Raw genomic sequence first — 22,171 nt, 5'->3', positions numbered from 1 at the left:
GCGGCGTCCGTACGATGGCATCCGTGGCTTTGCACCTCTACGACACCGCGACCCGGTCGGCGCGGCTCTTCGAGCCGCTCGAACCCGGCAAGGCGTCGATCTACCTGTGCGGCCTCACCGTCCAGGGGCCGCCGCACATCGGCCACGTCCGCAACTGGATCAACACGGACATCCTGCGGCGCTGGCTGGGTCACTCCGGCTACGCCGTCACCTTCGTCCGCAACGTCACGGACATCGATGACAAGATCATCGTGCGGTCGACGGCCGCGAACGAGCCGTGGTGGGCGCTGTCGTTCCGCAACGAGCGTGAGATCGTCGCCGCCGAGCAGGCGCTCGGCTGCCTGCCGCCGAGCTACGAGCCGCTGGCCACTGCGCACGTCACCGAGATGGTCGAGCTCATGCAGCGGTTGATCGACGGCGGGCACGCCTACGTGTCCGACGGCGACGTCTACTTCGACGTGCGCTCGTGGCCGGCCTACGGCTCGCTGTCGGGTCAGAAGGTCGACGAGATGCAGGCGGCCGGTGACTCGGTCGGCGACGCCCGCAAACGCGATCCGCGTGACTTCGCGCTCTGGAAGTCGGCGAAGCCCGGCGAACCGTCCTGGCCGACCCCGTGGGGGCGCGGCCGGCCGGGCTGGCACCTCGAGTGCTCGGCCATGTCGACGAAGTACCTGGGCCCCAGTTTCGACATCCACGGCGGCGGTCTGGATCTCGTCTTCCCGCACCACGAGAACGAGCTGGCGCAGTCCCGCGCGGCCGGCGACGGCTTCGCCAACTACTGGTTGCACAACGGCATGGTCAACCTGTCCGGCGAGAAGATGAGCAAGTCGATCGGCAACACCCTGCAGGTGCGCGAGGTCGTGCGGCAGTGGCACCCGGTCGAGGTGCGCTACTACCTGGGCGCGGCGCACTACCGCTCGGTCATCGAGTTCTCCAAGAGCGCGCTGGACGACGCGGCCGTCGCGTACGCGCGCATCGAGAGCTTCGTCGACCGTGCGCTCGAGGCGGTCAGCGACGACGAGCTGGCCACCACCGTCCCGGCCGCGTTCGCCGAGGCGATGGACGACGATCTGGGCGTGCCGGCGGCCCTCGGCGTGCTGCACACGGTGGTGCGCGACGGCAACACCGCACTCGCCGCGGGCGACGCCGTCGCCGTTCGTGACGCGCTCGGCGCCGTGCTCACCATGACCTCGGTACTGGGCATCGACCCGCGTGCCTGGCCCGGGCGCGACACCGACGCCTCGGACACCCTCGACGCGTTGATCCGGGTGGCGCTCGAGCAGCGCGCCGCCGCGCGCGCCCGCAAGGACTACGCCGCCTCGGACGCCATCCGTGACCAACTCGCTGCGGCGGGTGTCGGTATCGAGGACACCCCCGACGGACCCCGATGGAGCCTGACCTGATGGCCGGTAACTCGCAACGACAGGGCGCGATCCGCAAGTCGAAGAAGGGCGCGCAGATCGGGTCCGGTGGGCAGGTCAAGCGGGCGCTGCAGGGCAAGGGACCGACGCCGCCCGCCGAGGCCCGCAAGGGCCACCCGGCCGCGCGCCGGGCGGCGGCCGCGGATCGCCGTTCGACGACGTCGAAGGCCCGGCCGACCCGGGACAACCCCGCCGCCGAGCTGCTCGTCGGGCGCAACCCGGTGGCCGAGGCGCTGCGCGCCAAGATCCCGGCTTCGGCGCTGTACCTCGTCCAGGGACTCGACCCCGACGAACGCGTCACCGAGGCCATCCGGCTGGCCAGCAACCGCAACCTGACCCTGCTCGAGATCAGCCGGGCCGAGATGGACCGCCGGACCAACAACATCGTGCACCAGGGCATCGCCCTGCAGGTGCCGCCCTTCGCCTACAGCGAGCTGCGCGACGTGTTGGCCACCGCGCGCGACTCGGGCACGGCACCGCTGCTGGTGGCCCTCGACGGCGTCACCGATCCGCGCAACCTGGGCGCGATCATCCGTTCGGCGGTCGCGTTCGGCGCCCACGGCGTGATCATCACCGAGCGCCGTTCCGCCGGCATCACGCCGACGGCCTGGCGTACGTCGGCGGGTACTGCGGCCCGGTTGCCGGTCGCCCAGGTGACGAACCTGGTGCGCTCGCTCAAGGAGTGCAAGGACGCCGGGCTGTTCGTCGTCGGCCTCGACGCCGACGGGACCACACAGTTGGACGACCTCGAGATGGCCACCGAGCCGCTGGTGCTCGTCGTGGGGTCGGAGGGGCGGGGTCTGTCGCGCCTGGCCGGCGAGACGTGCGACGTCACGCTGTCGATCCCGATGGCCCCGGCCGCCGAATCCCTCAACGCGTCCGTCGCCGTCGCCGTCACGCTGTCCGACATCGCGCGGCGCCGCCGGGCCTGATCGTCAGGGTCGTCGACCCTCAGCGCCGGTAGGCCCTCAGCGTCGGTCGACGTAGGTGCGCTTCGGCACGAAGAACGACGCCGGCGCCGTCTCGCCCCGCAGCTCGGCCACCAGGTCGCGGATCGCGGTCATGATCACGTCGGTGATCTCGCGCAGCAGCTCGGGCGTGGCTTCACGCCCGCGGTAGCGGTGCAGGTCGAGCGGCTCGCCGACCACCGCCTGAGCGGTACGACGCCGGCCCAGCCGTTTCAGGCTCGGCCCCAACTTGTGCGGGCCCCACTGCCCGATCGGCACGACCGGGGTGTCCGGGGACAGCAGCAGCAGGCGGGCCACCCCGGTCTTGCCCTGCATGGGCCAGTTGGTGGGGTCCTTGGTGGTCGTGCCCTCGGGGTAGATCACGACGGCCTCGCCGCGCTCGAGGGCGGCCGCGGCGTCGCGCAGCGAGTGGGCGGCGTCGTCGGTGCCGCGGTGGACGGGGATCTGTGCGGCGCCGCGCATGATCGACCCTGCGAACGGCCAGTCGAACACGCCGGCCTTGATCATGAATCGGGGGATGCGTCCGGTCTGCCAGATGAGCCGGGCCATGAGCAGGGTGTCGATCTGCGACAGGTGGTTCAGCGCGATGATCACGCCGCCGCGCTCGGGCGGCACCATCCGCTCGAGATGTCGGAAGCGGATGCGGAACAACAGCGCGTCGAGCGGGTAGATCACGGCGACGCAGAAGCGGATCCAGAACCCCGCCTTGGGGCGGTGCAATCGGCTCATACCCGCATTCTGCCGATCATGCGCAGACGCTGCAGCGCGAGGTCAGGCTCGCTTCGGCGGCGGGATGCAGGCCTCCACGCCGGCGACGAGCGAACGGGCGTAGGTGCGCCGGTCTCGTGCGGTGAGGCCCACGTGGCCGGCGCTGTTGCCGCCCGCCTCGTTGTAGATCCACGGCATGTGCGCGAGCAGCTGCACGATCCAGATGTTGCCGGCCGCCAGCCCGCGGGACGCGAGGTTGTAGCCGACATTGCCGCGGACGCGCGGACGGACGTGCTGCACGGCGCCCCGCGCGCGGGCGAAGCGCTTCGCGTACGCCTTGCTGAGTTCGGCCACGGCCCTGTTGCGGAAGACGACGTGGTGTCCGCGCGGGGTGGCCCGGTAGTCACCGACCGACTGGTAGTAGACGATGTTGTTACCCTTGCGGAAGCCGATGCCACCGTGCCGGCCGGCCTGGTCGTGGATGGAGATCGCCAGATCGGCGTGCGCGGCGTTCGCGATCCGAGCCCGCCGGGCCAGGTTGCGTCGCTGGTTCAGCGACGTCTTGGTGAGCACCACCCGGTAGCCGAGCGCTCGCAACCGTTTCGCCACGAGCTTCGCGACGGCGAAGACGTTGCGCATCTCCGGCTCGTTCTCGTAGTCGTCCACCCGCAGGCCGGTCTGCTTGTCCACGGAGTGGATCGTGCGGCTGTGTCCGGGATCGATGACGATCACCGGCACGTGGGTCCTGGCGGCGGCCGGGCTCGCGGTGACGACGGTCGCGGCCGCGAGCACGGCCGTGAACGAGGCAAGCACGCGGCGCATCGCGACTCCGGTTCAGTGGTGTGCTGGGTACCGAACTGTAGACGGCGGGTCTCCACCCGACCAGGGCGCCGAACGGGCCCGACTCGGACTCGGCGCAGCCGGTAACCTCGTGCTCGTTCGCCGCCTTAGCTCAGCTGGCCAGAGCAACCGCCTTGTAAGCGGTAGGTCGTGGGTTCGAATCCCACAGGCGGCTCCGGAAAATGGGCGCGCATGCTGCCGTCCTCTCCAAACGTCCGACGCGCGAGGGCTATCTCGCCCTCGCCAAAGTCGTCGAGACCGAACCGGCACTCTGCGTTCGAGAGGCTAGGGCGCTGTGGCTGCACTGCGCGGAGGCCGAGGCCCGTCACAATTACGAACAGCTCGCGATCGGCGCCCCGGACCGTTTCATCGCTGCACACGAATTCATCGTCACGCGCGGTGCGCGAGTCGCGGCCGTAGATGTTCTCGCGAACACTCTTACGCCCACGACATGCGATTCCGGTGTGCTGGCCACACTCGACTACCGCGTCGCCGCCCGGCCCGACTGGCGTGGATGCATCACCGGGGCCGACGTCACTGATGTTGCGTTCCAGGCCAGTGACCTCTCCATGACGCTACGCAATTTGGGCTACAGCGTGCGGCCCACCGCCGTCAGCCATGGTCAGACATCATCCCAGCGGCCCAGATTCCGAAGCTCGACCGTCTGACGCGCACCGTCGATGCGGCCCCCGCAGCCGACATCCAGCTCTGTGACCGACTGCCGTGGTCGACCTCGACGAGATCAAGCGCCAGCACTCGATCCTCGATATCCTCCATAGACTCGAGCTCACCCCGCATGAGCGGTGGAACGGCCGGTCGGACTTCACCATCAACTGCCCTATTCCAGCCCACGTAGACCGCACACCGAGCTGCCGTGTTCATGTCGACACTGGCCGGTTTCACTGCTTCGGCTGCGGCGCTCACGAAGATATTTTCGACCTCGCGCAGCAGGTTGCTGGGCTGCGGACCTTTGCCGAAGCCATCCAGTGGATGAACGAACGACGGCCTGAACACATTGCGAGTGTGCGAGCTACGCCGACGTCTGATTACCCGGTGACCTCGACGAGCCGTGCGCGGGTCCTTGAGATGAAGGCGCGGGCGTGGGAAGTACTCGTCACGCCCGCGCACCTAGCCGTCGCGCGCCAATACCTGATGTCGCGGGGCATCGACGTCGTATCTCTCGATGATCTCCAAGAAGGACGACAGGTTGGCTACACGCCGGCCGCGCGGCACGGTCTTACGGCGGAACTGCAAGCGGACGGGTGCAGCGAGACCGAGCTGGTTGGCAGCGGATGGTCAGTTGCTACTCGGTCGGGCTAACCGACCGCTCCCACCGCCGTGTGTTCTTCCCGATCCGCAACGCCGACGGAGTTCTCGTCGGCGTCACCGCTCGCGACATCACCGGGAATGCTCGCGCTAAGTACCTCAACACTCCTACCACTCCGGCCTACCGCAAGGGCGACCACGTGTACGCCCCAACTCGTATTGATCAGCCGAGTTTGTTGATTGTCTGCGAGGGACCAGTCGATGCCCTCGCGGTGATGGCCTCATCAGACGGCTGAGTCGCTGCTGTAGCGATGTGCGGGGTGGCCATGACTGCCGAGCAGCAAACGTCGTGGCAGGAATAAGAAGCGACGCGGTCATTGCAATGCCAGACGGCGACTACGCGGGCAAGCTTGCGGCCATGAGCTGGCTCGGAATGTTGCGCAGCCTGGCCTGCATCCAGAGCTCGGAACACTCTCGCTCGACACCCATTCCCTCCCTACTGAATAGAACTGGCGTTTCGTTTGGCCGTTGGGCGGCCATGGTCGTCAGCGCTTAATTGTTTCAGCGTGGCCCTAATGCGAGGCTAAGTTAATGATGGACGTTAGTCGCCGAATGTGTGCAGTCGCGTTGCGTTCGTAAATCGAAACAGAATGACCTGTCAATCTAATTGGGAGAACAAACCGCCGAGCACTCACTGGCGATAGGATGTCGATGGCAGGTGTCTGCTGACCGGCAATCTCCAAGCTTAGGGAGCGGCAACGCAAACTTGTGTTTGACGCGACGAAGCGCCGCGCGAGGCCGATCTTGGTGTAGGAAATGGCAGTAGTTCCCTCAAGCCATGTGGCAATAATTCCTGGATACAATCGTTGAGACAGTTTCTCCCCCTGTCTGACTTCTCCAAATGTTCGCATCCGAGCAACCCATACCAGCATTGCCTCTGCTGGCGGGTTAGTGCACCCAGGCATCGCCTTCTGCAGGCTGGCAGTCCATCGCCGCCAGTGTCGCGCAGCTCGCGGAGAGTACAAAACGCTTTCGGCGCCAAAGTCTAGGTCGATCATGACGTGTTCGGTTATGCGGCGCAAGCCACCTTCGAATGCATTCATGCTGCGGTTGTATGCCGTCTAAGTGGAGATCGGTGGGCGGTAGGAATGCCGCGTACTCTAGAGGCTTCGGATAAGAGGCAACTCGCGCGGAAGCGAGAAGGTGCCAAGCTCGAGTTTGGCATATCTGAGTCGCGGCCGACCTTTAGCATAGCGGGAGGTGGATTAGGGCTTCAGAGATCTCGGCCGCAGATGAGACCGTGGCGATGAGTGGGAAATGCAGCCTAATCTGCATCTCGTGCGTGCCCGGGGTGCCCCCAGCCGTGCAATCTTCCGCAAGCACAACTGTGTAGCCGAGGCCTACGGCTTCTGTGGCCGCACCTGGTAGCGCAATGTTCGTTGACACCCCGCAGAGCACCACTGTGTTAATGCTGTAGCGGCGCAACGTAGCGTCCAGCGCCGTGCCCGTGAAAGGGGACATTCCGTGGTTGCGGGCGCTGATGATGTCTTGATCACCAGCAACGAGGAGATGGTGCACCGCCGCATGTCGGGTGCCTTCCACCAACCGACCGTCGCGGCGCAACGCCCCGGCCAGTGCGCAGTTTACTGCGAAGTGCGACCACCCGTCTGCGGGGGCAGCGACCGTGCAGAAAATGACTGGGTGCCCCTGACGTCGAAACGAGTTACTCAGTGCGTTGATCTTGTCAACGATGCCGCGCTCGGCGACCTGTCGTGCGAGCGGTGTGTCGTGAAAGGCCGGGTCGGCGATTCCATTCTGCATCTCCGACACGAGCAAAGCTGGCCGCCGCCCGGGCTCGAGCCCACGTACCGCCATCAAAACTCCTGTCGCCCTAAGGTATGACATCTAACTGTTTGTACTGTTGCAGACGAGCAAGGTGGATGCCAGGGTCGACCACGGTTACCACCACCCCCAGCTGCCGTGCGTCGAAGCATGGCTGCGCCCTGGCAGCGGCGTCCGGTGCTAGGCGTAGAACGACGACCCGCCGTCGACGTTCACGTTGGCGCCGGTCGTATAGGTGTTGCGGCGGGATCCGAGAAAGCAGATGACGGCCGCGATCTCGTCGGGGTCGCCGGCGCGTCCGAGGTCGGCGCGGACGTGGTACTGCTTCTGGATCCAGCGCATCACCGAGCTCAGGTCAGCGGGATCGACCTGTGCTGCGGCGGCCGACGGCACCGTGTCGATGTGGCGGCGCAGCTGCTCGGTGACGAAGGTTCCGGGTGAGACCACGTTCGCTAGGACGCCGTGGGTGGCGAGTTCCAGCGAGAGGTTCTTGGTGATCGAGGTGAGCGCCGCCTTGGCCGCCGTGTAGTCGGCCAGGCCAAATCCGTGGCTGCGCGCCGACATCGCGGCGAGGTTGACAATGCGCGCCCATCCCGCGGCGCGAAAAAGGGGGAGCGCGGCGCGGGCGCAGCGCACAGCGCTCATCGCGCCCAGGTCGAACGCCGCCAGCCACTGGTCATCGGTGAGCTCGTTCCACGGCACGTTGGCGACCGCGGGGCCCACCGCGCAGACCAGCGAGTTCAGCTGTCCCCACCGTGCACCGATCTCGGCGAACGCGCGATCGACCGACGCACGGTCGCGGACGTCCGTGGACACGCCGAACGCCTCGGGGCTGCCGTGTTCGGCCAGGTCGGCCACGGTGGCCTCGAGCCGCTCGGTGTCACGGGCCAAGACGACGACCCGCGCGCCCTCGGTCGCGAAGGCGAGCGCAGCGGCTCGCCCCATGCCGTGCGTGCCGCCCTGGACGCACACCCGTGCGCCGTCGAGACCCAGATCCACAGCTGTTCCCTTCGTCGACGGCCGGGCTTAGTCCCGGCGCAGCAACATCGCCCCCGAAGGGATGCCGCCGCCCGCGGTCACCGCGGCCACCCGGGCGTCGGGCACCTGTCGCGCGCCGGCTTCGCCGCGCAGTTGCAGGACCGCCTCGCGGACGAAGCCGTAGCCGTGCAGGCGCCCGGCCGACAGCTGGCCACCTGACGTGTTCATCGGAAGGGCGCCGTCCAGGGCGATGGTCCGCCCGCCGTCGAGGAAGTCCGTTGCCTCGCCGAGGCCGCAGAACCCGAGCCCCTCGAGCCAGGACAACGCGTTGAAGGTGAAGCCGTCGTAGAGCTGCACCATGTCGACATCAGCTGGACGAAGCGACGTCCGCGTCCACAGGTGCGCGGACGGACCGAGCGACTGCGGCATGTGCGCGAGCGTGTCCTGGTCCCACGACACCCGCTCGAGGATCTGGGTGCCGACCGCCTCCACGAACACGCCCGGCTTGCGCAGGTCGGGAACCGTCTCGGCGGCCGAGACGACGACGGCGACGGCGCCGTCACACGGCACATCGCAGTCGAGCAGGCCGAACGGCGTGGTGATCATGCGCGCGTCGAAATAGTCGTCCATCGTGATCGGCTCGCGGTACAGGGCCTCGTCGTTCAGCCCGGCGTTGGCCCGGTTGTTGACGGCGATCCATCCGAGGGCCTCACGTCCGACCCCGTAGCGGTGCATGTAATGGGAGGCGTTCATGCCGATCCACTGGGCTGCCGACAGAGCACCGAACGGCACGCGCCACTCCATCATGCCGGTCGCGGCGTCGGTCGAGGCCGGCCACTGCCCAGCTCGTTCCAGGGCCGAGTACGACGCCTGCCACACGGTGCGGAAACACAGGACGTGGCGGACAAGACCCGCGGACACCGCGAGCATGGCCGCCATGATCGACCCGTTCTGCCCGGGCGTCTCGGCGGCCCCGTTGACCCAGACCGGCCGCAGCTGCAGCGCCTCCTCGACCGGCGTGACCCCGCCTTCGGAGAAGCCGGGTCCGGCGGCCCCGGGGTAGGTGGACAGTCCGTCGATGTCGTCGAGCGACAGGCCGGCGTCCTCGACCGCGGCCAAGCAGGCCTCGACGGTGAGCGCCACCGGGTCGACCATGAGCCGACGGCCGACGCGGGACTGACCGACGCCGGTGATCGCGACGTCGTCCTCGAACTTGCGCGTCGAGGCGGGGGAGCGCAGGCGTCGGGTGACGTCGCGGGGTTCGGGTACCGGGCCGGACTCTCCGCTGCGCTCCGGGTCGGGTTCGAACATGGGCAGGAACACCTCGCCGCGTTGTTCGAACAACACGCGCACCTGCTGGCCGATGTACACGGAGTCGGGGTCGCAGTGGACGATGTTGGTGGTCAGACGTGCGCCGCTGTCCTCGTCGATGGCCACGATGGCCACGGCGTACGGAGGAGGCAGCGCGGGCGTCCAGGTCTGATGGTTCACCGACACGGCGGCCACGGTCGCGCGGCCTGACACAGCCTCCAGGGACACCTGCTGACTGCGGCAGTACGGACACATGGGCCCCGGTGGATGGAAGTACCGACGGCACTGGCCGCAGCGCGAGATACGCAGCACGCTGTCGCGACCCGCGGCCCAGAACTCGGCGCTCGCGAGCGTGGGCTGGGGAACAGGACGGTCCGGCATGAGCACCTCTGATCCGTGGACGACGGCGGCGGTGACGCCAAGAACCGGCATCAGATTATTCAGGTATATATTTAGATTGGCTGCCAGGGCAAGTGCAGCGCTCGACCGGTACTGGTCAGCTGCGCTCGGCCTCGATGCGTCGCAGGTCGTGCAGACCGGCGAGGACGACCTCGTGGGCGAAGGCGCGGAAGTCGGCTCGGTGCAGCTGCGGCCACTGGGTTCGGATCCGCCGCATCGCCGGCGCGCTCGCCGGGGGGTCCACGCTGCGCCGCTCGGTAGGGGGCCGGGCGGTGATGGCGTCCTCCAGGGCGGCCCGGCCCAGGGCGTGGGCGTGCAGGATGCTGAAACCCAGCGCCGCCTCGCGCTCCGAGAAACTGGCGTCGAGCAGGATCTGCACGTATCCGTTCATCAACCGCCAGCCCTGCTCGGTCGGGCGGACCGTGAACACCTTGAGCTGGATGCCCGGGCAGGCACTCATCGCGTCGTCGCCGCGCCGGCCGAGTTCCAGCAGGCGCTCGTCTCGCGATCCGAAGTCCGGGCCGGGGATTTGCACGGGCGTCAGGACGTCGTCGACGAGCAGCGCGACCAGCGAGTTCTTGTCGCCGACGTGCCGGTACGCCGCCATCGGCGACACGTCGAGCTTGCGAGCGATGGCGCGCATGCTCAACGCTGCGAAGCCTTCTGCAGCCACGATCTGCCGTGCGACACGGACGACGGACGCCGTGTCCAGCGACCTCGTGTTGGCCCAACGGAACTCACGTGCGCCGTCGTCGGCCATCACTGCCTCCGTGCGCAGGCTGCCTCCGTGCGCAGGCTGCCTCTGCGAACGACCGGGTGAAGCGCATTCAGGGTAGACGGCCCCTGGCAGCCGGCATCGTGGAGCCGACCGTCACCGTCCGCCCGACGCCGCGGAGTCAGGCGACGACCTCGATGCGACGTCGAACTCCGCCCTGCCCACGATCTCGATGGACTGGTGCGCGATGAGCCAGCGGCCGTCCTGCGCGACGAAGGTCCAGACGTAGTCGACCGAGAACACCTGTCGTCGCCAGAAGACCAGCATCTTGGCCTGCGCTTGGGCCGTCGCCTCGTCGGCGACGTCGATGACCGGGGGAGTGACGTGGTGTGCGACCGCGATCCTGGCCCCTTCGTAGAACTCGCGCAGCTCGGCCTTGCCCCGCCACTGCCGGCCGTACACCGTGGACGTGTCGAAGACCGCGTCGTCGGCGAAGAGGTCGAGAATCGCGTCCCAGTCCTGGTGATCGGCGTAGTGGCCGTAGCGGGCGATGGCCTCCCCGATCTGCGACTTCGCCGTCAGCGTGTGCAGCGTCTCGGTCATGTGGTCGATCCCTCGTCTCCCGGTCGGCGAGCCTTATACCGCTAGCTTATCCAGCTGATTCGACGATAATGGAACGCGGGATCGACCCGCGACCGGCCGAACGGATCCGTTGTGCACCTGTCCCTGACCGCCGCCCAGCGGCCCGACGCGCTTGCCAGCGTCGAGTCCGGAGGCACCACCATGACCTACCGCGCGCTCGACGACGCGTCCCGCCGTCTCGCCAGCCTGTTCGCGGCCCGTGGCCTCGTGCCCGGCGACACGGTCGCGATCCTCCTGCCCAACTCGGCACTGTTCTGCGTCGCGGCGTGGGGCGCGCAGCGCGCCGGTCTCTACTTCGTGCCGGTCAACTGGCACCTGACCGCGGCCGAGGCGGTGCACATCGCACGCGACTCAGGCGCTACGGCCCTTATCACCGAAATGGCGCTGGCGGGTCTCGCGGTCCAGCTGTCCGACGCCTGTCCCGGGCTCAGGATCCGGCTCGCCGCGGGCGGTGCGATCGCCGAGTTCGAGGCGTTCGCGGACGCCGTGGCCGACGCGTCGCCGACGCGTCCGGCGACCGAACCGAACGGCCACTACCTGTTCTACTCGTCGGGCACGACCGGACGGCCGAAGGGCGTCAAGCCGGCGCTGCCCCCGACGACGTTCGGCACCCCGCTCGGCGTCGAGCCGCTGCTCGCCGAGCGATTCGGGTTCGACGAGACCACCCGGTACTTGTCCACCGGCCCGATGTACCACGCCGCACCCCTGGGCTGGTCGCTCGGCACGCAGTCGCTGGGTGGCACGGCCGTGCTGATGGACCGCTTCGATCCCGAGAGCTGCCTCGCCCTGATCGAGCAGTACCGGATCACCCACGCCCAGTTCGTGCCCACCATGTTCACGCGCATGCTCAGGCTGCCCGAGGACGTCCGTGCCGCGTACGACCTCAGCAGTCTGCAGGTCGTCGTGCACGCGGCTGCCCCGTGCCCACCGACCGTCAAGCGCGCGATGATCGACTGGTTCGGCCCGATCGTGCACGAGTACTACGCCGCCTCCGAGGGCAACGGGTTCTTCACGGTCGACTCCCGGGAATGGCTGGCGCACCCGGGAACGGTCGGGCGGGCGTTGGTGGGCATACCGCACATCGTCGACGAGGACGGGCAGGAGGTGGCAACCGGGCAGATCGGGCAGATCTGGGTCGACAGCCCCCGGGACTTCGAGTACCACAACGATCCCGAGCAGACCGCCCGCGCGCACGATCATCGCGGGTGGAGCACGATCGGCGATCTCGGTTACCTCGACGAGGACGGCTACCTCTTCCTCGTCGACCGTCGCGCCGACCTCATCATCAGCGGCGGGGTGAACATCTATCCCCGCGAGGTCGAGGAGGCGCTGGCCATGCACCCGGCCGTCGCCGACGCCGCCGTCGTCGGTGCACCCGACGACGACCTCGGCCAGGTCGTCGTCGCCGCGGTCGAGACGATCGCCGGCGTCACGGGCGACGACGCCCTGGTCGCTGAACTGCTCGACCACGCGGGACGCACCCTCGCCCGGTTCAAGCTGCCGCGGCGGACGGTGTTCGTGGAGTCGCTGCCCCGGTTGCCCAGCGGCAAAATCCTGCGGCGGGAGGTGCGGGCCTACCTCTCGGCCGCCAGCGGTTCCTGAGCTCGGGAGCGCGTCGGGGGCGGCGCGGTCGACGGGTGGTCGTCGTTCGCGACGTAGGTCGCCAGCAGCGTCCGGCGCACGATGAGGGGGGCCATGAGCAGCGCTGCCAGCCCGCAGCTGGCCGCGGCCAGCCAGAACACCAGCGTCAGGGCGCCTTGGGTCGGGTACGACACGCCGTCGATCCGTTGGTGCCGGGCGGTGGTCGCGGCCGCCAGCGCCGCGCTCGTGCTGGCGGTCCCGAACGCGCGCATCAGGGTGTTCACGCTGTTCGCCGACGCGGCCTGTGCCGGTGGCGCAACCCTGAGCACCAGCGCCGGCATGGCGCCGTACACCAGCGCTGTCCCCAGCGCGACGACCAGCATGCTGACGATGAGGTTGTGCAGGTTGGAATCTGTCAGGCACCGCACCGAGTAGGCCGTTGCCATCAGCCCCGCACCGGCCGCGAGGGTGACGTGTGCGCCGAACCGGCGGATGCCGATGGCGGTGAACGGCGCCACGAACAGCATCATCAGCGACGCCGGCGCCATCAGCACGCCCGCCGCGAGCGTCCCGCGTCCGAGGCCGAAACCGGTGGCCGTCGGCAGTTGCAGAACCTGCGTGGTGACGAGCAGGTTGGCGAACATGCCGAGGCCGGCGAACGCGGCGGCCACGTTGACGACCGCCAGCGCGGGATGGACGGCGAGCCGTAGGTCGACGAGGGGTCGACGCACCCGCAGCTCCCACGGCACCCACCCGGCCAGCAGCAGGACTCCGCCGGCGGCACAGCCGAGGGTCGAGCCCGACGTCCACCCCCAGAGGTCACCGCGGGAGAGCGCGAGCAGCAGAGCCGTGAGGGCGCCGGCCAGCCCCAGCGCGCCGATGACGTCGAACCGTCCACCGGAGCCTCCGCGCCGTGGTGGCAGCACGACGGCGACCGCACAAAACATGACCAGACCGGAGCCGGCGGGTACCCAGAACAACCAGTGCCAGTCGAGATGCTCGGCGATCCACCCGCCGAGCGGCAACCCGACGCCGGCTCCGATCGAGATGGTGGCACTCATGACGGAGATCCCAAACGGGACGCGATCGGCGGGCAGCTCGTCGCGCAGCGCGGCGATGCCGACCGGGATCAGCGCGAGCCCGGTGCCCTGCAGCGCGCGTGCCGCGATGACGAGTGCCAGCTCGCCCGACACGGCGCCCAGCAGCGAACCCGCCGTCATGCTGGTGAGGCAGGCCAGCAGGATGCGCCGTTTCGTGTAGCTGTCCGCGAGCCGACCGGCGACGGGCGTGGTGACCGTCGAGGCCAGCAGGGTGGCCGTGACCAGCCAGCTGACGTTCGCGGACGAGGTGTGCAGCAGGAGCGGGAGCTTGCCGAGCACCGGCACGATGATGGTCTGCAGCAGCGCGGCGACCGTTCCGCACAGGCACAGGACCAGCGTCGTGAGCGAGGTCGGCGCCGTCCGTCGCGTGCCGCGGCGTGTCACAGGACCGTACGGACCTGGCCACCGTCGACGACCACGAACTGACCCGTGACGAAACTGGCCCGGGCCGAGCAGAGGAAGGCCACCACCGCCGACATCTCCTCCGGGTACCCGATCCGTCCGAGGGGCACGATATCGCTCTGCATCGCGTCGAACGCGTCGTACGCGATGCCGCGCTCGGCGGCCTGTTGCTTCATGTAGGAGCTGAAGCGGTCGGTGACGAAGCTGCCGGTACCTATGGTGTTGACGGTGATGCCGTGCTGCGCCACCTCCGCCGACAGCGTCTTGTTGAACGACACCGCAGCCGATCTGGTGAGGTTGGCCGTGAACAGCGGCAGGTCACGGTGGACCTCCTTGGCCGCCATCGAGTTCAACGTGACGAGGCGTCCCCACCCGGCCGCCTTCATGTCGTCCAGCACCGCTCCGGTCAGCCAGTGCAGCGACATCACCATGTCGTTGTACGCCGAGCGCAGGGCGTCGTCGGTGACCTGCTCGTAGCGACCGTGGGTCGGGCCGTAGACGTTGAACACCGCTATCGCGACCGGGCCGAGCTCGGTGCGCGCGGTGTCGACCACGCGCAGGATGTCCTCCCTGACGGTGAGGTCGGCCTGCACGCCAATCGCGCTCCCACCGTCCCTACGGATCGCCGCCACCGTCGCGTCGAGCGCGTCACGCCCGCGGGCGGCGACGGCGACGAGCGCGCCCTCACGGGCGAGTTCCTCCGCGACCGCGCGACCGAGACCCTTGCTGCCCCCCGAGACGACCGCAACCTTGCCGGCGATGCCGAGATCCATGACGGGTGACCTCTCTGGGCGGGGCGGGCGCGGTCGGCGCAGATTTCAGAATTGGCTGTTGCCCGCGTCGACGGGCAGCGCCACGGCGGTGATGTGGCGGGCTTCGTCCGACGCCAGGAAGAGCACCGCGTTGCTGATGTCGCTCGACTCGGTGACGTCGATCGGCAGGCTGTTGGTGAACATGGCTCCGATGCGCGGGTTGTGCTCGATACCGAGTTCGATCGCCGAGGGGCCGTCGGTGACACCCATGGGTGTGTCGACGCCCGTCGGGTGGACGCTGTTCACCCGCACGTTGTCCTTCGCCAACTCGTGTGCGAAGGCCCGGGCGAGACCGGTCACGCCGTGCTTGCTCGCCACGTAGGGCACCAGGAACGGCAGACCCTTCAGTCCGGCGACCGAGCTGGTCAGGATGACGGAACCTCCGCCGCGGCGCACGAGGTGAGGCGCCCCGGCCATCACGGTGTTCCAGGTCCCGACCAGGTTCACGTCGATCGTGTCCCGGAAGATCTCCGGCGTGACGTCCTGCCACTCCGCCGGGATGCACACCCCGGCGTTCGCGACGACGATGTCGAGGCCGCCGAGACGCTCGACGCCGGAGTCGACCGCCGCACGAAGGGCGTCGAAGTCGCGTGTGTCGGTCTCGACGGAGACGATGCGTCGATCACGCTGCTCGACCATGGCGACCGTCTCGCGCAGCTCCGCCGGGGTCGCGGCCGGGTACGTGACGCCGCGTACCGGGGCGCAGATGTCGATCGCGATGATGTTCGCGCCCTCGTCGGCTAGTCGCACGGCGTGCGCCCGGCCCTGCCCGCGCGCCGCCCCGGTCACGAGCGCGATCTTGCCCTGTACCCGTCCCGACATGTCGTGACCATAGAGGTTAATCAGTAAACTGTTCAAGTTCGCCATGGGACGGTCGGCAGAAAGGGACGGTGGATGAACTCCACGCACGACGTCAGAGCGGGAACCCGCCGGTTCGCCGGCCGTGTCGTCATGATCACCGGCGGCGGTGCCGGGATCGGTCGGCACTACGCGTTCCGCTTCGCGGACGAGGGCGCCACGCTCGTGATCACGGACCTGGACGGCGCCCTGTCCCAGAAGGTCGCTGCCGAGTTGCGCGAGCAGGGCGCCGACGCGGTCTCGGCCACCGTGGACGTGACCGACGCGGACCAGGCGGCCGTGGCCGTTGACGCTGCCACGCGGCGTTTCGGGGGTGTCGACGTCCTGGTCAACAACGCGGGCATTCACCTCGAACACGCGCAACTGCCCTTCACCCTCGATGCCGTGGCCGACTGGCGGCGCGTGCTCGACGTCAACGTGCTGGGGGCGCTGACCTGCGCGCTGGCCTGCAGACCTGCGATGTCGGGGCGTACGGGCGCGGCCGCCCTCAACCACTCCTCGATGGCCGCGTACTCGGCCAACGGCGCCTACGGCGTGTCGAAACTCGCGCTCAACTCCTTGACGCTGTCCCTCGCCGCCGAGTTCGCCGACGACGGCATCCGGGTCAACGGCATCGCCCCCGGCCTCGTCGATTCCGAGTCCGCGGTCGCCTGGATGGAGGATCCCGTGCGCCTGGGCGTCCAGGACCAGCTCGTCTCGGGGCAGTTGATCAGGCGCCCGGGACGGATGGCCGATCTCGCGTCGGCCGCGCTGTTCCTGTGCTCCGCGGACAGCAGCTTCGTCACCGGGCAGACCCTGCTCGTCGACGGCGGGTTCACTCGCCGCGTGTAGCAGTCGGTAGGCGAGCCGTCAGGTCGGGAACAGTTGACCAGGTAAGCGGAATGCCACTTGGCCCGGTCCGACGCCGGGCTCGACCCGAGGAGTGCCATGTCAGGTCTGGACACGAGTCAAGCCATCACCGACGAGATGAGCCTGCACTCCGAGGCGCACGGCGTGCACAGTCGACCCAGGGCGGACGCCGAGGCCACCGACGAGCAACCGGCGCAGCAGGACGAGCAGGCGGCCGGCGACACCGAGCAGGACGGCGGGTCCGGCGTGGGCGAATGACCCGCGACGGGGGCGGTCGAGGTCGGCCCGCCGGGTCCGTCAGGAGGCGGAGCGTTGCGCCAGCAGTCGCTGAGTCAGGTCGCGCGTGTGCTCGCGAGCCAGGGCCAGCCCTGCGGGTTCGTCGTCGGCTACGACGTCCCACCGTCCGCACGTGCAATGGCATGCGTAGTGGCCGTCGACCGGCAGGATGGTCTGCGCATCGCAGTACCCGTTGGTGAGGAAGCTGGCCTGGAAGAACTCCTGCGGCCGCTCGCTGAAGATGTCGTCGGACACGACGCCTCCCGTCGTTCGGATCGTCACAACGCCGTGTGATCCATGAGCGCCACGGGCGTAGGTTTTTCGAAGGCAGACGGCGTACACATCGAAGGCAAGCAGCGGGGAGGCGTCATGTCGCAGATGGTGCATCCCCGGCACGGCCTGCACGACCCCACCACCGTGACGCCGGCCCGCACGGCGGGTTCGATACGTCGCACGTTGAGCACGGACATGGTGCGGCCCGGCGGTCCCGAGGGCGTGCTGCACCTGAGTGGTCGGGCCCGTGACCTGTACACCGCTCCGGGTGTGGGCCGCCCTCGGGTCGTCGCGGACGCGACGATGGCTGCGGTTGTCGACTACCCCGCCGGCCAGACGCTCGTCGGGCTGATCGCCGGCGACGCCACGGCCGCGCAGAGCCTAATCGGGGCGTCCGCAGGGTCGGGTTTTCGCGGCCGCATGAAGGAGGCCTACGCCGCCGAGGCGCAGCACTGCACACCGTTGCACCTATTGCTCGACGACATCCCGGTGTGTGTCCTCATCTCGGGTCACGCGATCGCCGTCGCCGCGGCGGACGCCGGCACACCCGAGGAGGACGCCAGGCTCAGCCGGCACGTGCCTGTCGACGTGCTGTCCGGTCGGGCCAACCAGTGCGCCGGATTCGCCGACTCGGCCACGATCATGCTGGAGGTCCTTCGCCGGGGTCGTGCGCCGGTGGTGACGGGGCCGGTCGCGCCGCGGCTCGAGGGTGACGACCCGTGGGGATGGCACGAGATGCCGGACCTCGCCCCGGGCGCCATGCGACGTCGTCGACGGCTGGACGTGACCCCGGCTGCACGTGCCGACGGCTCGGTCGTGGTGGAGCTCGACGCCATGTTCCGGGATTCCTACCTGCGGGCCGACGGTACCGAGACGATCATCCACGAGTACGAGCTGGCGGCCGTCCTCAATCCGGACAGCCTGCAGATCCTGTCGCTGCGCTGCACCCCACGTGTCCTGCCCTGGGTCGAGTGTCCGAGCGCGGCGGCGAGCGGCGAGCGGCTCGTGGGTCAGACCCTGCACGACCTACGGGCGCTGGTCCGCGCCGACTTCTACGGCACGACGACCTGCACGCACCTCAACGACGCCCTGCGGTCGCTCGAGGACGTCACGGCGCTTGCCGCGCTGGTGGCCTGACGGGCCGCCCCCGGGTCACCCGACCACGCCCTGCTGCCTGAGCTCGGCGACGCGGTCGGCCGGGTACCCGAGGGCCGCCAGGATCTCATCGGTGTGCTGACCGGCCGTGCAACCGCCCTGGCACAGGGTGGTCGAACGCGAGAACTCGACCAGCGGTCCCAGCCGTGGGTACACGTCGAAGACCGGGCTGTACGCGTTCTGCACGAAGCCGGACTGCTGGCCGAACTCGCCCAGCAGACTGGACTCCATCGGCCGGTCCTCGGCCACCACGCACCCGACGTCGGCGGCGAGCAGGTGCCGTTCCCAGGCGGGTGCCGCCTGCTGGCCGAACGCCTTCTCGAGCATGAGCACGAGTTCTGCGTCGTGCTCGGCGCGGTAGTGCGGGGAGCGCCATGCCGGGCCGGCCAACTCGGGCAGCCAGTCCGCCATCGCCACGGTCAGCCGCTGCCAGTCGCGCCGGCCCGGCGCGGCCAGGAACATCCAGCCGTCCGCCGTCGGATACAACCGGTACAGCGCGTGCTAGCCCAGGGTCTCGGGATCGGCGGACGGGGGATTCGGCTTCTTCGCGTTCTCTAGCATGGTCTCGGACAACGCATGGGCGGTGGACAGCAGCATCGAGGTCTGCAGGTGTCGACCGCCCTGACCTCGGGCCTGCATCAGGGCGGCCAGCGCCAGCGCCGTGCCCACCGTGAGCGCCGAGATGCCGTCCGGCTGGGTGCCGCCCTTGTTGGCGGCGATCGTGAGGCGGAGGGCCATCGAGCGCAGCTGCGCGTCGGGCAGCTCGCGCATCTCCTCCGGGGGTGGCACGACACCGAAGTTGCACATGGCGGGATCTGCCCCAGGACGTTGGGTCGTTGTAAGGTGCAATGAGTTACCTGATTCAGACCCGCGCCTGCTCCGTCCGGGGCTGTGCGGCGACCCGAGGAGGTCCCATGGCGATGCGTGACGCGGTGATCGTCGACGCGGTTCGCACCCCGATCGGCAGGCGCAACGGCTCGCTGTCCACCTGGCACCCGGTCGACCTGTCGGCGCACGTGCTGACCGGACTCGCGCAGCGCAACAACCTCGATCCGGCTCAGGTCGACGACGTCATCTGGGGGTGCGTGCAGCAGGCCGGTGAACAGGCCAACAACATCGGCCGCAACGCGGTGCTCGCCGCCGGCTGGCCGGAGTCCGTACCGGCGACCACGATCGATCGCCAGTGCGGGTCCTCGCAGCAGTCCGTGCACTTCGCCGCGGCGGGCCTCGTGTCGGGCCAGTACGACGTGGTCGTCGCCGGAGGCGTCGAGGTCATGAGCAGGATCCCGATCGGTGCCAGCGTGTCCAACCCGGAGCTCGGGACGCCGACCAGCCCCGGCATCCGCACGCGCTACGACACGGAGTTCAACCAGGGCGTGGGCGCCGAGATGATGGTCGACAGGTGGGGCTTCAGTCGCGAGCGGCTCGACGAGTTCGCCGCCCGCTCGCATGAGCTGCTGGCCGACGCGATCGACAGCGGCCGGCTCGAGAGCCAGATCCTCGGGGTCCCGCTCGAGGACGGCTCGACGCTGACGGTGGACGAGGGCCTGCGTCGGGGCACGTCTGTGGACACGCTGGCCAGGCTCAAGCCTGCCTTCGTCGAGAACGGCCGGATCCACGCCGGCAACTCCTCGCAGATCAGTGACGGCTCGGGCGCGCTGCTCATGATGACGTCCGAGACCGCCGCCGCCATGGGTCTGAGGCCCTTGGCCCGTGTGCACACGGCGGTGCTGGCCGGTGACGACCCGGTGATGATGCTCGGCGCACCGATCCCGGCCACCGCCAAGGCGCTGGCCAAGGCCGGGCTGTCGATCGACGAGATCGGGGCATTCGAGGTCAACGAGGCGTTCGCGCCGGTGCCGCTGGCCTGGCTGGCCGAGACCGGCGCCGACGAGAAGCGGCTCAACGTCAACGGTGGTGCCATCGCCATCGGTCACCCGCTGGGTGGGTCCGGCGCCCGCCTGATGACCGCTCTCGTGCACCACATGGTCGACAACGACATCCGGTACGGGCTGCAGACGATGTGCGAGGGCGGCGGTCTGGCCAACGCCACGATCCTCGAGTTGATCTAGGTCGGCAGCCGTGGCCGAGGCGTCACCGGACTGGTTCCTCCGTGCGGTGGGTCAGGCCCCGGAGCTGCGCGACGTCGAGATCGACGGGTGCCGCGTGCGCCTGCGGACCTGGGGCGAGCCCGGACAGCCGGGCATCGTCCTGGTGCACGGCGGCGCCGCGCACGCCGGTTGGTGGGACCACGTCGCGCCGTTCCTCGCCGTCGACCGGTTCGTCGTCGCGGTGGACCTCAGCGGGCACGGCGACAGCGAATGGCGCGGCAGTTACAGCACCGAGGTGTGGTCCGACGAGGTCGAGGCCGCGGCCCTGCTCGCCGCCGCGGGCGGGCCCCCCGCCGTCGTCGTCGGGCACAGCATGGGGGGCCGGGTGGCCGTGATGTGCGCCGCGCGCCGGCCGGAATCGGTCGGCGCGGTCGTGCTCGTCGACTCGCCCCTGGCCGACCGCCGGCACGACGAGGAGCTGCTCGCGCGTCGCCGGCGGCCCACGCTCGTCTATCCCGGCCCCGACGACGCAGTCTCGCGGTGGGCGACGCTGCCTCCGCAGGACGGCAACCTGCCCTTCGTCCGTGACCGGGTCGCGCGGCACTCGCTGCGTCAGGTCGACGGCGGGTGGACGTGGAAGTTCGACCCCGGGTTCTTCGGCCGCGCCAGCACGCTCGGCGACGCGCTCGACCGGGTGCGGTGTCCGCTCGTGCTGCTGCACAGCGAGCAAGGGATCCTCTCGGCGCGCCGGGTGCAGCAGGCGCGCGAGCGGCTCGGGGCGTCGCTCGACGTCGTGGAGCTGCCGGCCGCCGGCCACCACCCGATGCTGGACCAGCCGTTGCTGCTGATCGGCGCGCTGCGGGCTGTCCTGGAACTCGGCGCCACGCGGCGTCGCGAGAGGAGCCGGGCATGAGCAGCAACCTGAGGGTGGGCATCATCGGCACCGGGTGGGGCTCACTCGTCCACGCCCCGGCCTACGGGATCGTCGACGGGTTCGAGGTCGTCGCGCTCTGTGCCCGCGACCCGCAGCGGCTCGCCCGGGCGGCCGAGAGCGCGGGTGTCGCCGACACCGAGACGGACTGGCAGTCCTTCGTCCGCCGGGACGACCTGGACGTCGTGTCGGTCGCGGCACCGGTCGAGCTGCATCACAGCATGACGTTGGCCGCTCTCGCCGCGGGGAAGCACGTCCTGTGCGAGAAGCCGCTCGCGGTCACCGCAGCCCAGGCCCAGGACATGGTGCACGCGGCCGAGAACAGCGGGAAGGTGACGGCGACTTGCTTCGAACTGCGCTGGGCGGCGGACCGTCTGCCGGTGTGGGACATGGTGCGCGCGGGCTACTTGGGCGCGCCGTACTTCAGCCGCCTCGTGCAGAGTGCGAGCTACTGGCACCCCAGTCACAAGCCGCAGTCCCCGTGGATGTACGACGTCGACCAGGGCGGTGGCTACCTGGCCGGCATGCTGTCGCACGACATCGACTGGATCTGCACGATGTTCGGCGAGCCGCTCGAGGTCTGTGCCGACGTGCACACCTCGATCCCGTCCATCACGCTGGCGGACGGCAGCACGATCGACGTCACCGCCGACGACACGACGACGCTCATCCTGCGGCTCGCCGGCGGGGCGCGGGCCGAGGTCAGCGCGTCGGTGGTCGGGGCGCACACTGCGGGTTGGCGCTTCGAGGCCTTCGGGGCCGACGGGACCATCGTCGGTGCCGGGGGACGGGG

25 protein-coding genes and 1 tRNA gene are annotated in these 22,171 nt (G+C 69.3%); 13 read left to right on the top strand and 13 right to left on the bottom strand.

The window, feature by feature from the left end:
- The first annotated feature begins 23 nt into the window (after positions 1-23).
- Positions 24-1,403 (top strand): cysteine--tRNA ligase, encoded by a 1,380-nt coding sequence (cysS, locus tag ACFFCA_RS15745; RefSeq protein WP_375486452.1) that lies wholly within the window; start codon positions 24-26, stop codon positions 1,401-1,403.
- The gene (rlmB, locus tag ACFFCA_RS15740) at positions 1,403-2,353 is read left to right on the top strand and encodes a 23S rRNA (guanosine(2251)-2'-O)-methyltransferase RlmB (RefSeq protein WP_375486450.1); all 951 of its coding nucleotides are present in this window, start codon (positions 1,403-1,405) and stop codon (positions 2,351-2,353) included. Before cysS ends, rlmB begins: the two co-directional genes overlap by 1 nt.
- A gap of 36 nt (positions 2,354-2,389) precedes the next feature.
- Here the strand turns inward: rlmB and ACFFCA_RS15735 are convergent, their stop codons facing one another.
- Both ACFFCA_RS15735 and ACFFCA_RS15730 read right to left on the bottom strand, forming a co-directional pair.
- Positions 2,390-3,118 (bottom strand): lysophospholipid acyltransferase family protein, encoded by a 729-nt coding sequence (locus tag ACFFCA_RS15735; RefSeq protein WP_375486448.1) that lies wholly within the window; start codon positions 3,116-3,118, stop codon positions 2,390-2,392.
- A 42-nt stretch (positions 3,119-3,160) separates the two neighbouring features.
- Positions 3,161-3,919, bottom strand: coding sequence for an N-acetylmuramoyl-L-alanine amidase (locus ACFFCA_RS15730; RefSeq protein ID WP_375486446.1), 759 nt, complete (start codon positions 3,917-3,919; stop codon positions 3,161-3,163).
- Between the two features lie 119 nt (positions 3,920-4,038).
- Between ACFFCA_RS15730 and ACFFCA_RS15725 the strand changes: the two genes are divergently transcribed.
- From ACFFCA_RS15725 to ACFFCA_RS15710, 4 genes are all read left to right on the top strand, one after another.
- Positions 4,039-4,112 (top strand) — tRNA-Thr (locus tag ACFFCA_RS15725).
- A 7-nt stretch (positions 4,113-4,119) separates the two neighbouring features.
- Entirely contained in the window at positions 4,120-4,605 is a 486-nt protein-coding gene (locus ACFFCA_RS15720) for a hypothetical protein (RefSeq protein WP_375486444.1), read from the top strand.
- 55 nt (positions 4,606-4,660) lie between these two features.
- A complete protein-coding gene (locus ACFFCA_RS15715) occupies positions 4,661-5,257 on the top strand; it encodes a CHC2 zinc finger domain-containing protein (RefSeq protein ID WP_375486442.1) in 597 nt (198 codons plus the stop codon).
- Positions 5,258-5,277: 20 nt separating this feature from the next.
- Positions 5,278-5,499, top strand: a complete 222-nt coding sequence (locus ACFFCA_RS15710; RefSeq protein WP_375486440.1) for a hypothetical protein — start codon at positions 5,278-5,280, stop codon at positions 5,497-5,499.
- Between the two features lie 949 nt (positions 5,500-6,448).
- Here ACFFCA_RS15710 and ACFFCA_RS15705 read toward each other — a convergent pair.
- The 5 genes from ACFFCA_RS15705 to ACFFCA_RS15685 form a co-directional block, all read right to left on the bottom strand.
- On the bottom strand, positions 6,449-7,033 hold the full coding sequence (locus ACFFCA_RS15705) for a cysteine hydrolase family protein (protein ID WP_375486438.1): 585 nt from the start codon (positions 7,031-7,033) through the stop codon (positions 6,449-6,451).
- Positions 7,034-7,225: 192 nt separating this feature from the next.
- Entirely contained in the window at positions 7,226-8,044 is an 819-nt protein-coding gene (locus ACFFCA_RS15700) for an SDR family NAD(P)-dependent oxidoreductase (RefSeq protein WP_375486436.1), read from the bottom strand.
- Between the two features lie 27 nt (positions 8,045-8,071).
- Positions 8,072-9,766, bottom strand: coding sequence for an OB-fold domain-containing protein (locus tag ACFFCA_RS15695; protein WP_375486434.1), 1,695 nt, complete (start codon positions 9,764-9,766; stop codon positions 8,072-8,074).
- Positions 9,767-9,830: 64 nt separating this feature from the next.
- Positions 9,831-10,493 carry a TetR/AcrR family transcriptional regulator gene (locus tag ACFFCA_RS15690; RefSeq protein WP_375486432.1) on the bottom strand — a complete coding sequence of 221 codons (663 nt, stop codon included), beginning with the start codon at positions 10,491-10,493 and terminating at the stop codon, positions 9,831-9,833.
- Between the two features lie 111 nt (positions 10,494-10,604).
- A complete protein-coding gene (locus ACFFCA_RS15685) occupies positions 10,605-11,051 on the bottom strand; it encodes a nuclear transport factor 2 family protein (protein WP_375486430.1) in 447 nt (148 codons plus the stop codon).
- 111 nt (positions 11,052-11,162) lie between these two features.
- Between ACFFCA_RS15685 and ACFFCA_RS15680 the strand changes: the two genes are divergently transcribed.
- Complete coding sequence (locus ACFFCA_RS15680; protein ID WP_375486428.1) at positions 11,163-12,692, top strand: AMP-binding protein; 1,530 nt, start codon at positions 11,163-11,165, stop codon at positions 12,690-12,692.
- Here the strand turns inward: ACFFCA_RS15680 and ACFFCA_RS15675 are convergent.
- The 3 genes from ACFFCA_RS15675 to ACFFCA_RS15665 are packed head-to-tail and all read right to left on the bottom strand — an operon-like array spanning position 12,665 to position 15,807.
- Positions 12,665-14,155: an MFS transporter gene (locus ACFFCA_RS15675; RefSeq protein ID WP_375486426.1), complete on the bottom strand. Its 1,491-nt coding sequence runs from the start codon at positions 14,153-14,155 to the stop codon at positions 12,665-12,667. The two genes, ACFFCA_RS15680 and ACFFCA_RS15675, sit on opposite strands and share 28 nt — an antisense overlap.
- Positions 14,152-14,946: an SDR family oxidoreductase gene (locus ACFFCA_RS15670; RefSeq protein ID WP_375486424.1), complete on the bottom strand. Its 795-nt coding sequence runs from the start codon at positions 14,944-14,946 to the stop codon at positions 14,152-14,154. Before ACFFCA_RS15670 ends, ACFFCA_RS15675 begins: the two co-directional genes overlap by 4 nt.
- 45 nt (positions 14,947-14,991) lie before the next feature.
- Positions 14,992-15,807, bottom strand: coding sequence for a mycofactocin-coupled SDR family oxidoreductase (locus ACFFCA_RS15665; RefSeq protein WP_375486422.1), 816 nt, complete (start codon positions 15,805-15,807; stop codon positions 14,992-14,994).
- A gap of 72 nt (positions 15,808-15,879) precedes the next feature.
- On the opposite strand from ACFFCA_RS15665, the gene ACFFCA_RS15660 reads away from it, so the two are divergent.
- Both ACFFCA_RS15660 and ACFFCA_RS15655 read left to right on the top strand, forming a co-directional pair.
- Complete coding sequence (locus ACFFCA_RS15660; protein WP_375486420.1) at positions 15,880-16,674, top strand: SDR family NAD(P)-dependent oxidoreductase; 795 nt, start codon at positions 15,880-15,882, stop codon at positions 16,672-16,674.
- Between the two features lie 96 nt (positions 16,675-16,770).
- Positions 16,771-16,950: a hypothetical protein gene (locus tag ACFFCA_RS15655; RefSeq protein ID WP_375486418.1), complete on the top strand. Its 180-nt coding sequence runs from the start codon at positions 16,771-16,773 to the stop codon at positions 16,948-16,950.
- 39 nt (positions 16,951-16,989) lie between these two features.
- Here ACFFCA_RS15655 and ACFFCA_RS15650 read toward each other — a convergent pair whose 3' ends face one another.
- A complete protein-coding gene (locus ACFFCA_RS15650; RefSeq protein WP_375486416.1) occupies positions 16,990-17,223 on the bottom strand; it encodes a hypothetical protein in 234 nt (77 codons plus the stop codon).
- A 114-nt stretch (positions 17,224-17,337) separates the two neighbouring features.
- Here ACFFCA_RS15650 and ACFFCA_RS15645 point away from each other — a divergent pair, with 114 nt between their 5' ends.
- Entirely contained in the window at positions 17,338-18,378 is a 1,041-nt protein-coding gene (locus tag ACFFCA_RS15645; protein WP_375486414.1) for a DUF2889 domain-containing protein, read from the top strand.
- A 15-nt stretch (positions 18,379-18,393) separates the two neighbouring features.
- On the opposite strand, the gene ACFFCA_RS15640 is transcribed toward ACFFCA_RS15645, so the two are convergent.
- Positions 18,394-18,882, bottom strand: a complete 489-nt coding sequence (locus ACFFCA_RS15640) for a CoA transferase (RefSeq protein WP_375486412.1) — start codon at positions 18,880-18,882, stop codon at positions 18,394-18,396.
- A gap of 15 nt (positions 18,883-18,897) precedes the next feature.
- Positions 18,898-19,185, bottom strand: a complete 288-nt coding sequence (locus ACFFCA_RS15635; RefSeq protein WP_375486410.1) for a hypothetical protein — start codon at positions 19,183-19,185, stop codon at positions 18,898-18,900.
- Positions 19,186-19,316: 131 nt separating this feature from the next.
- On the opposite strand from ACFFCA_RS15635, the gene ACFFCA_RS15630 reads away from it, so the two are divergent.
- The 3 genes from ACFFCA_RS15630 to ACFFCA_RS15620 form a co-directional block, all read left to right on the top strand.
- Complete coding sequence (locus ACFFCA_RS15630; RefSeq protein ID WP_375486472.1) at positions 19,317-20,468, top strand: thiolase family protein; 1,152 nt, start codon at positions 19,317-19,319, stop codon at positions 20,466-20,468.
- A 10-nt stretch (positions 20,469-20,478) separates the two neighbouring features.
- Positions 20,479-21,360: an alpha/beta fold hydrolase gene (locus ACFFCA_RS15625; protein WP_375486408.1), complete on the top strand. Its 882-nt coding sequence runs from the start codon at positions 20,479-20,481 to the stop codon at positions 21,358-21,360.
- On the top strand, positions 21,357-22,171 hold an 815-nt coding region (locus ACFFCA_RS15620; RefSeq protein ID WP_375486406.1), incomplete at its 3' end, for a Gfo/Idh/MocA family protein. The genes ACFFCA_RS15625 and ACFFCA_RS15620, both read left to right, overlap by 4 nt.

The organism is uncultured Jatrophihabitans sp. (genome assembly GCF_964252635.1).
In the GTDB taxonomy this organism is placed as follows: domain Bacteria; phylum Actinomycetota; class Actinomycetes; order Mycobacteriales; family Jatrophihabitantaceae; genus Jatrophihabitans.
Note: the sequence above shows the minus strand (reverse complement) of the source record. Positions and strands in the feature narration are given on the sequence as shown.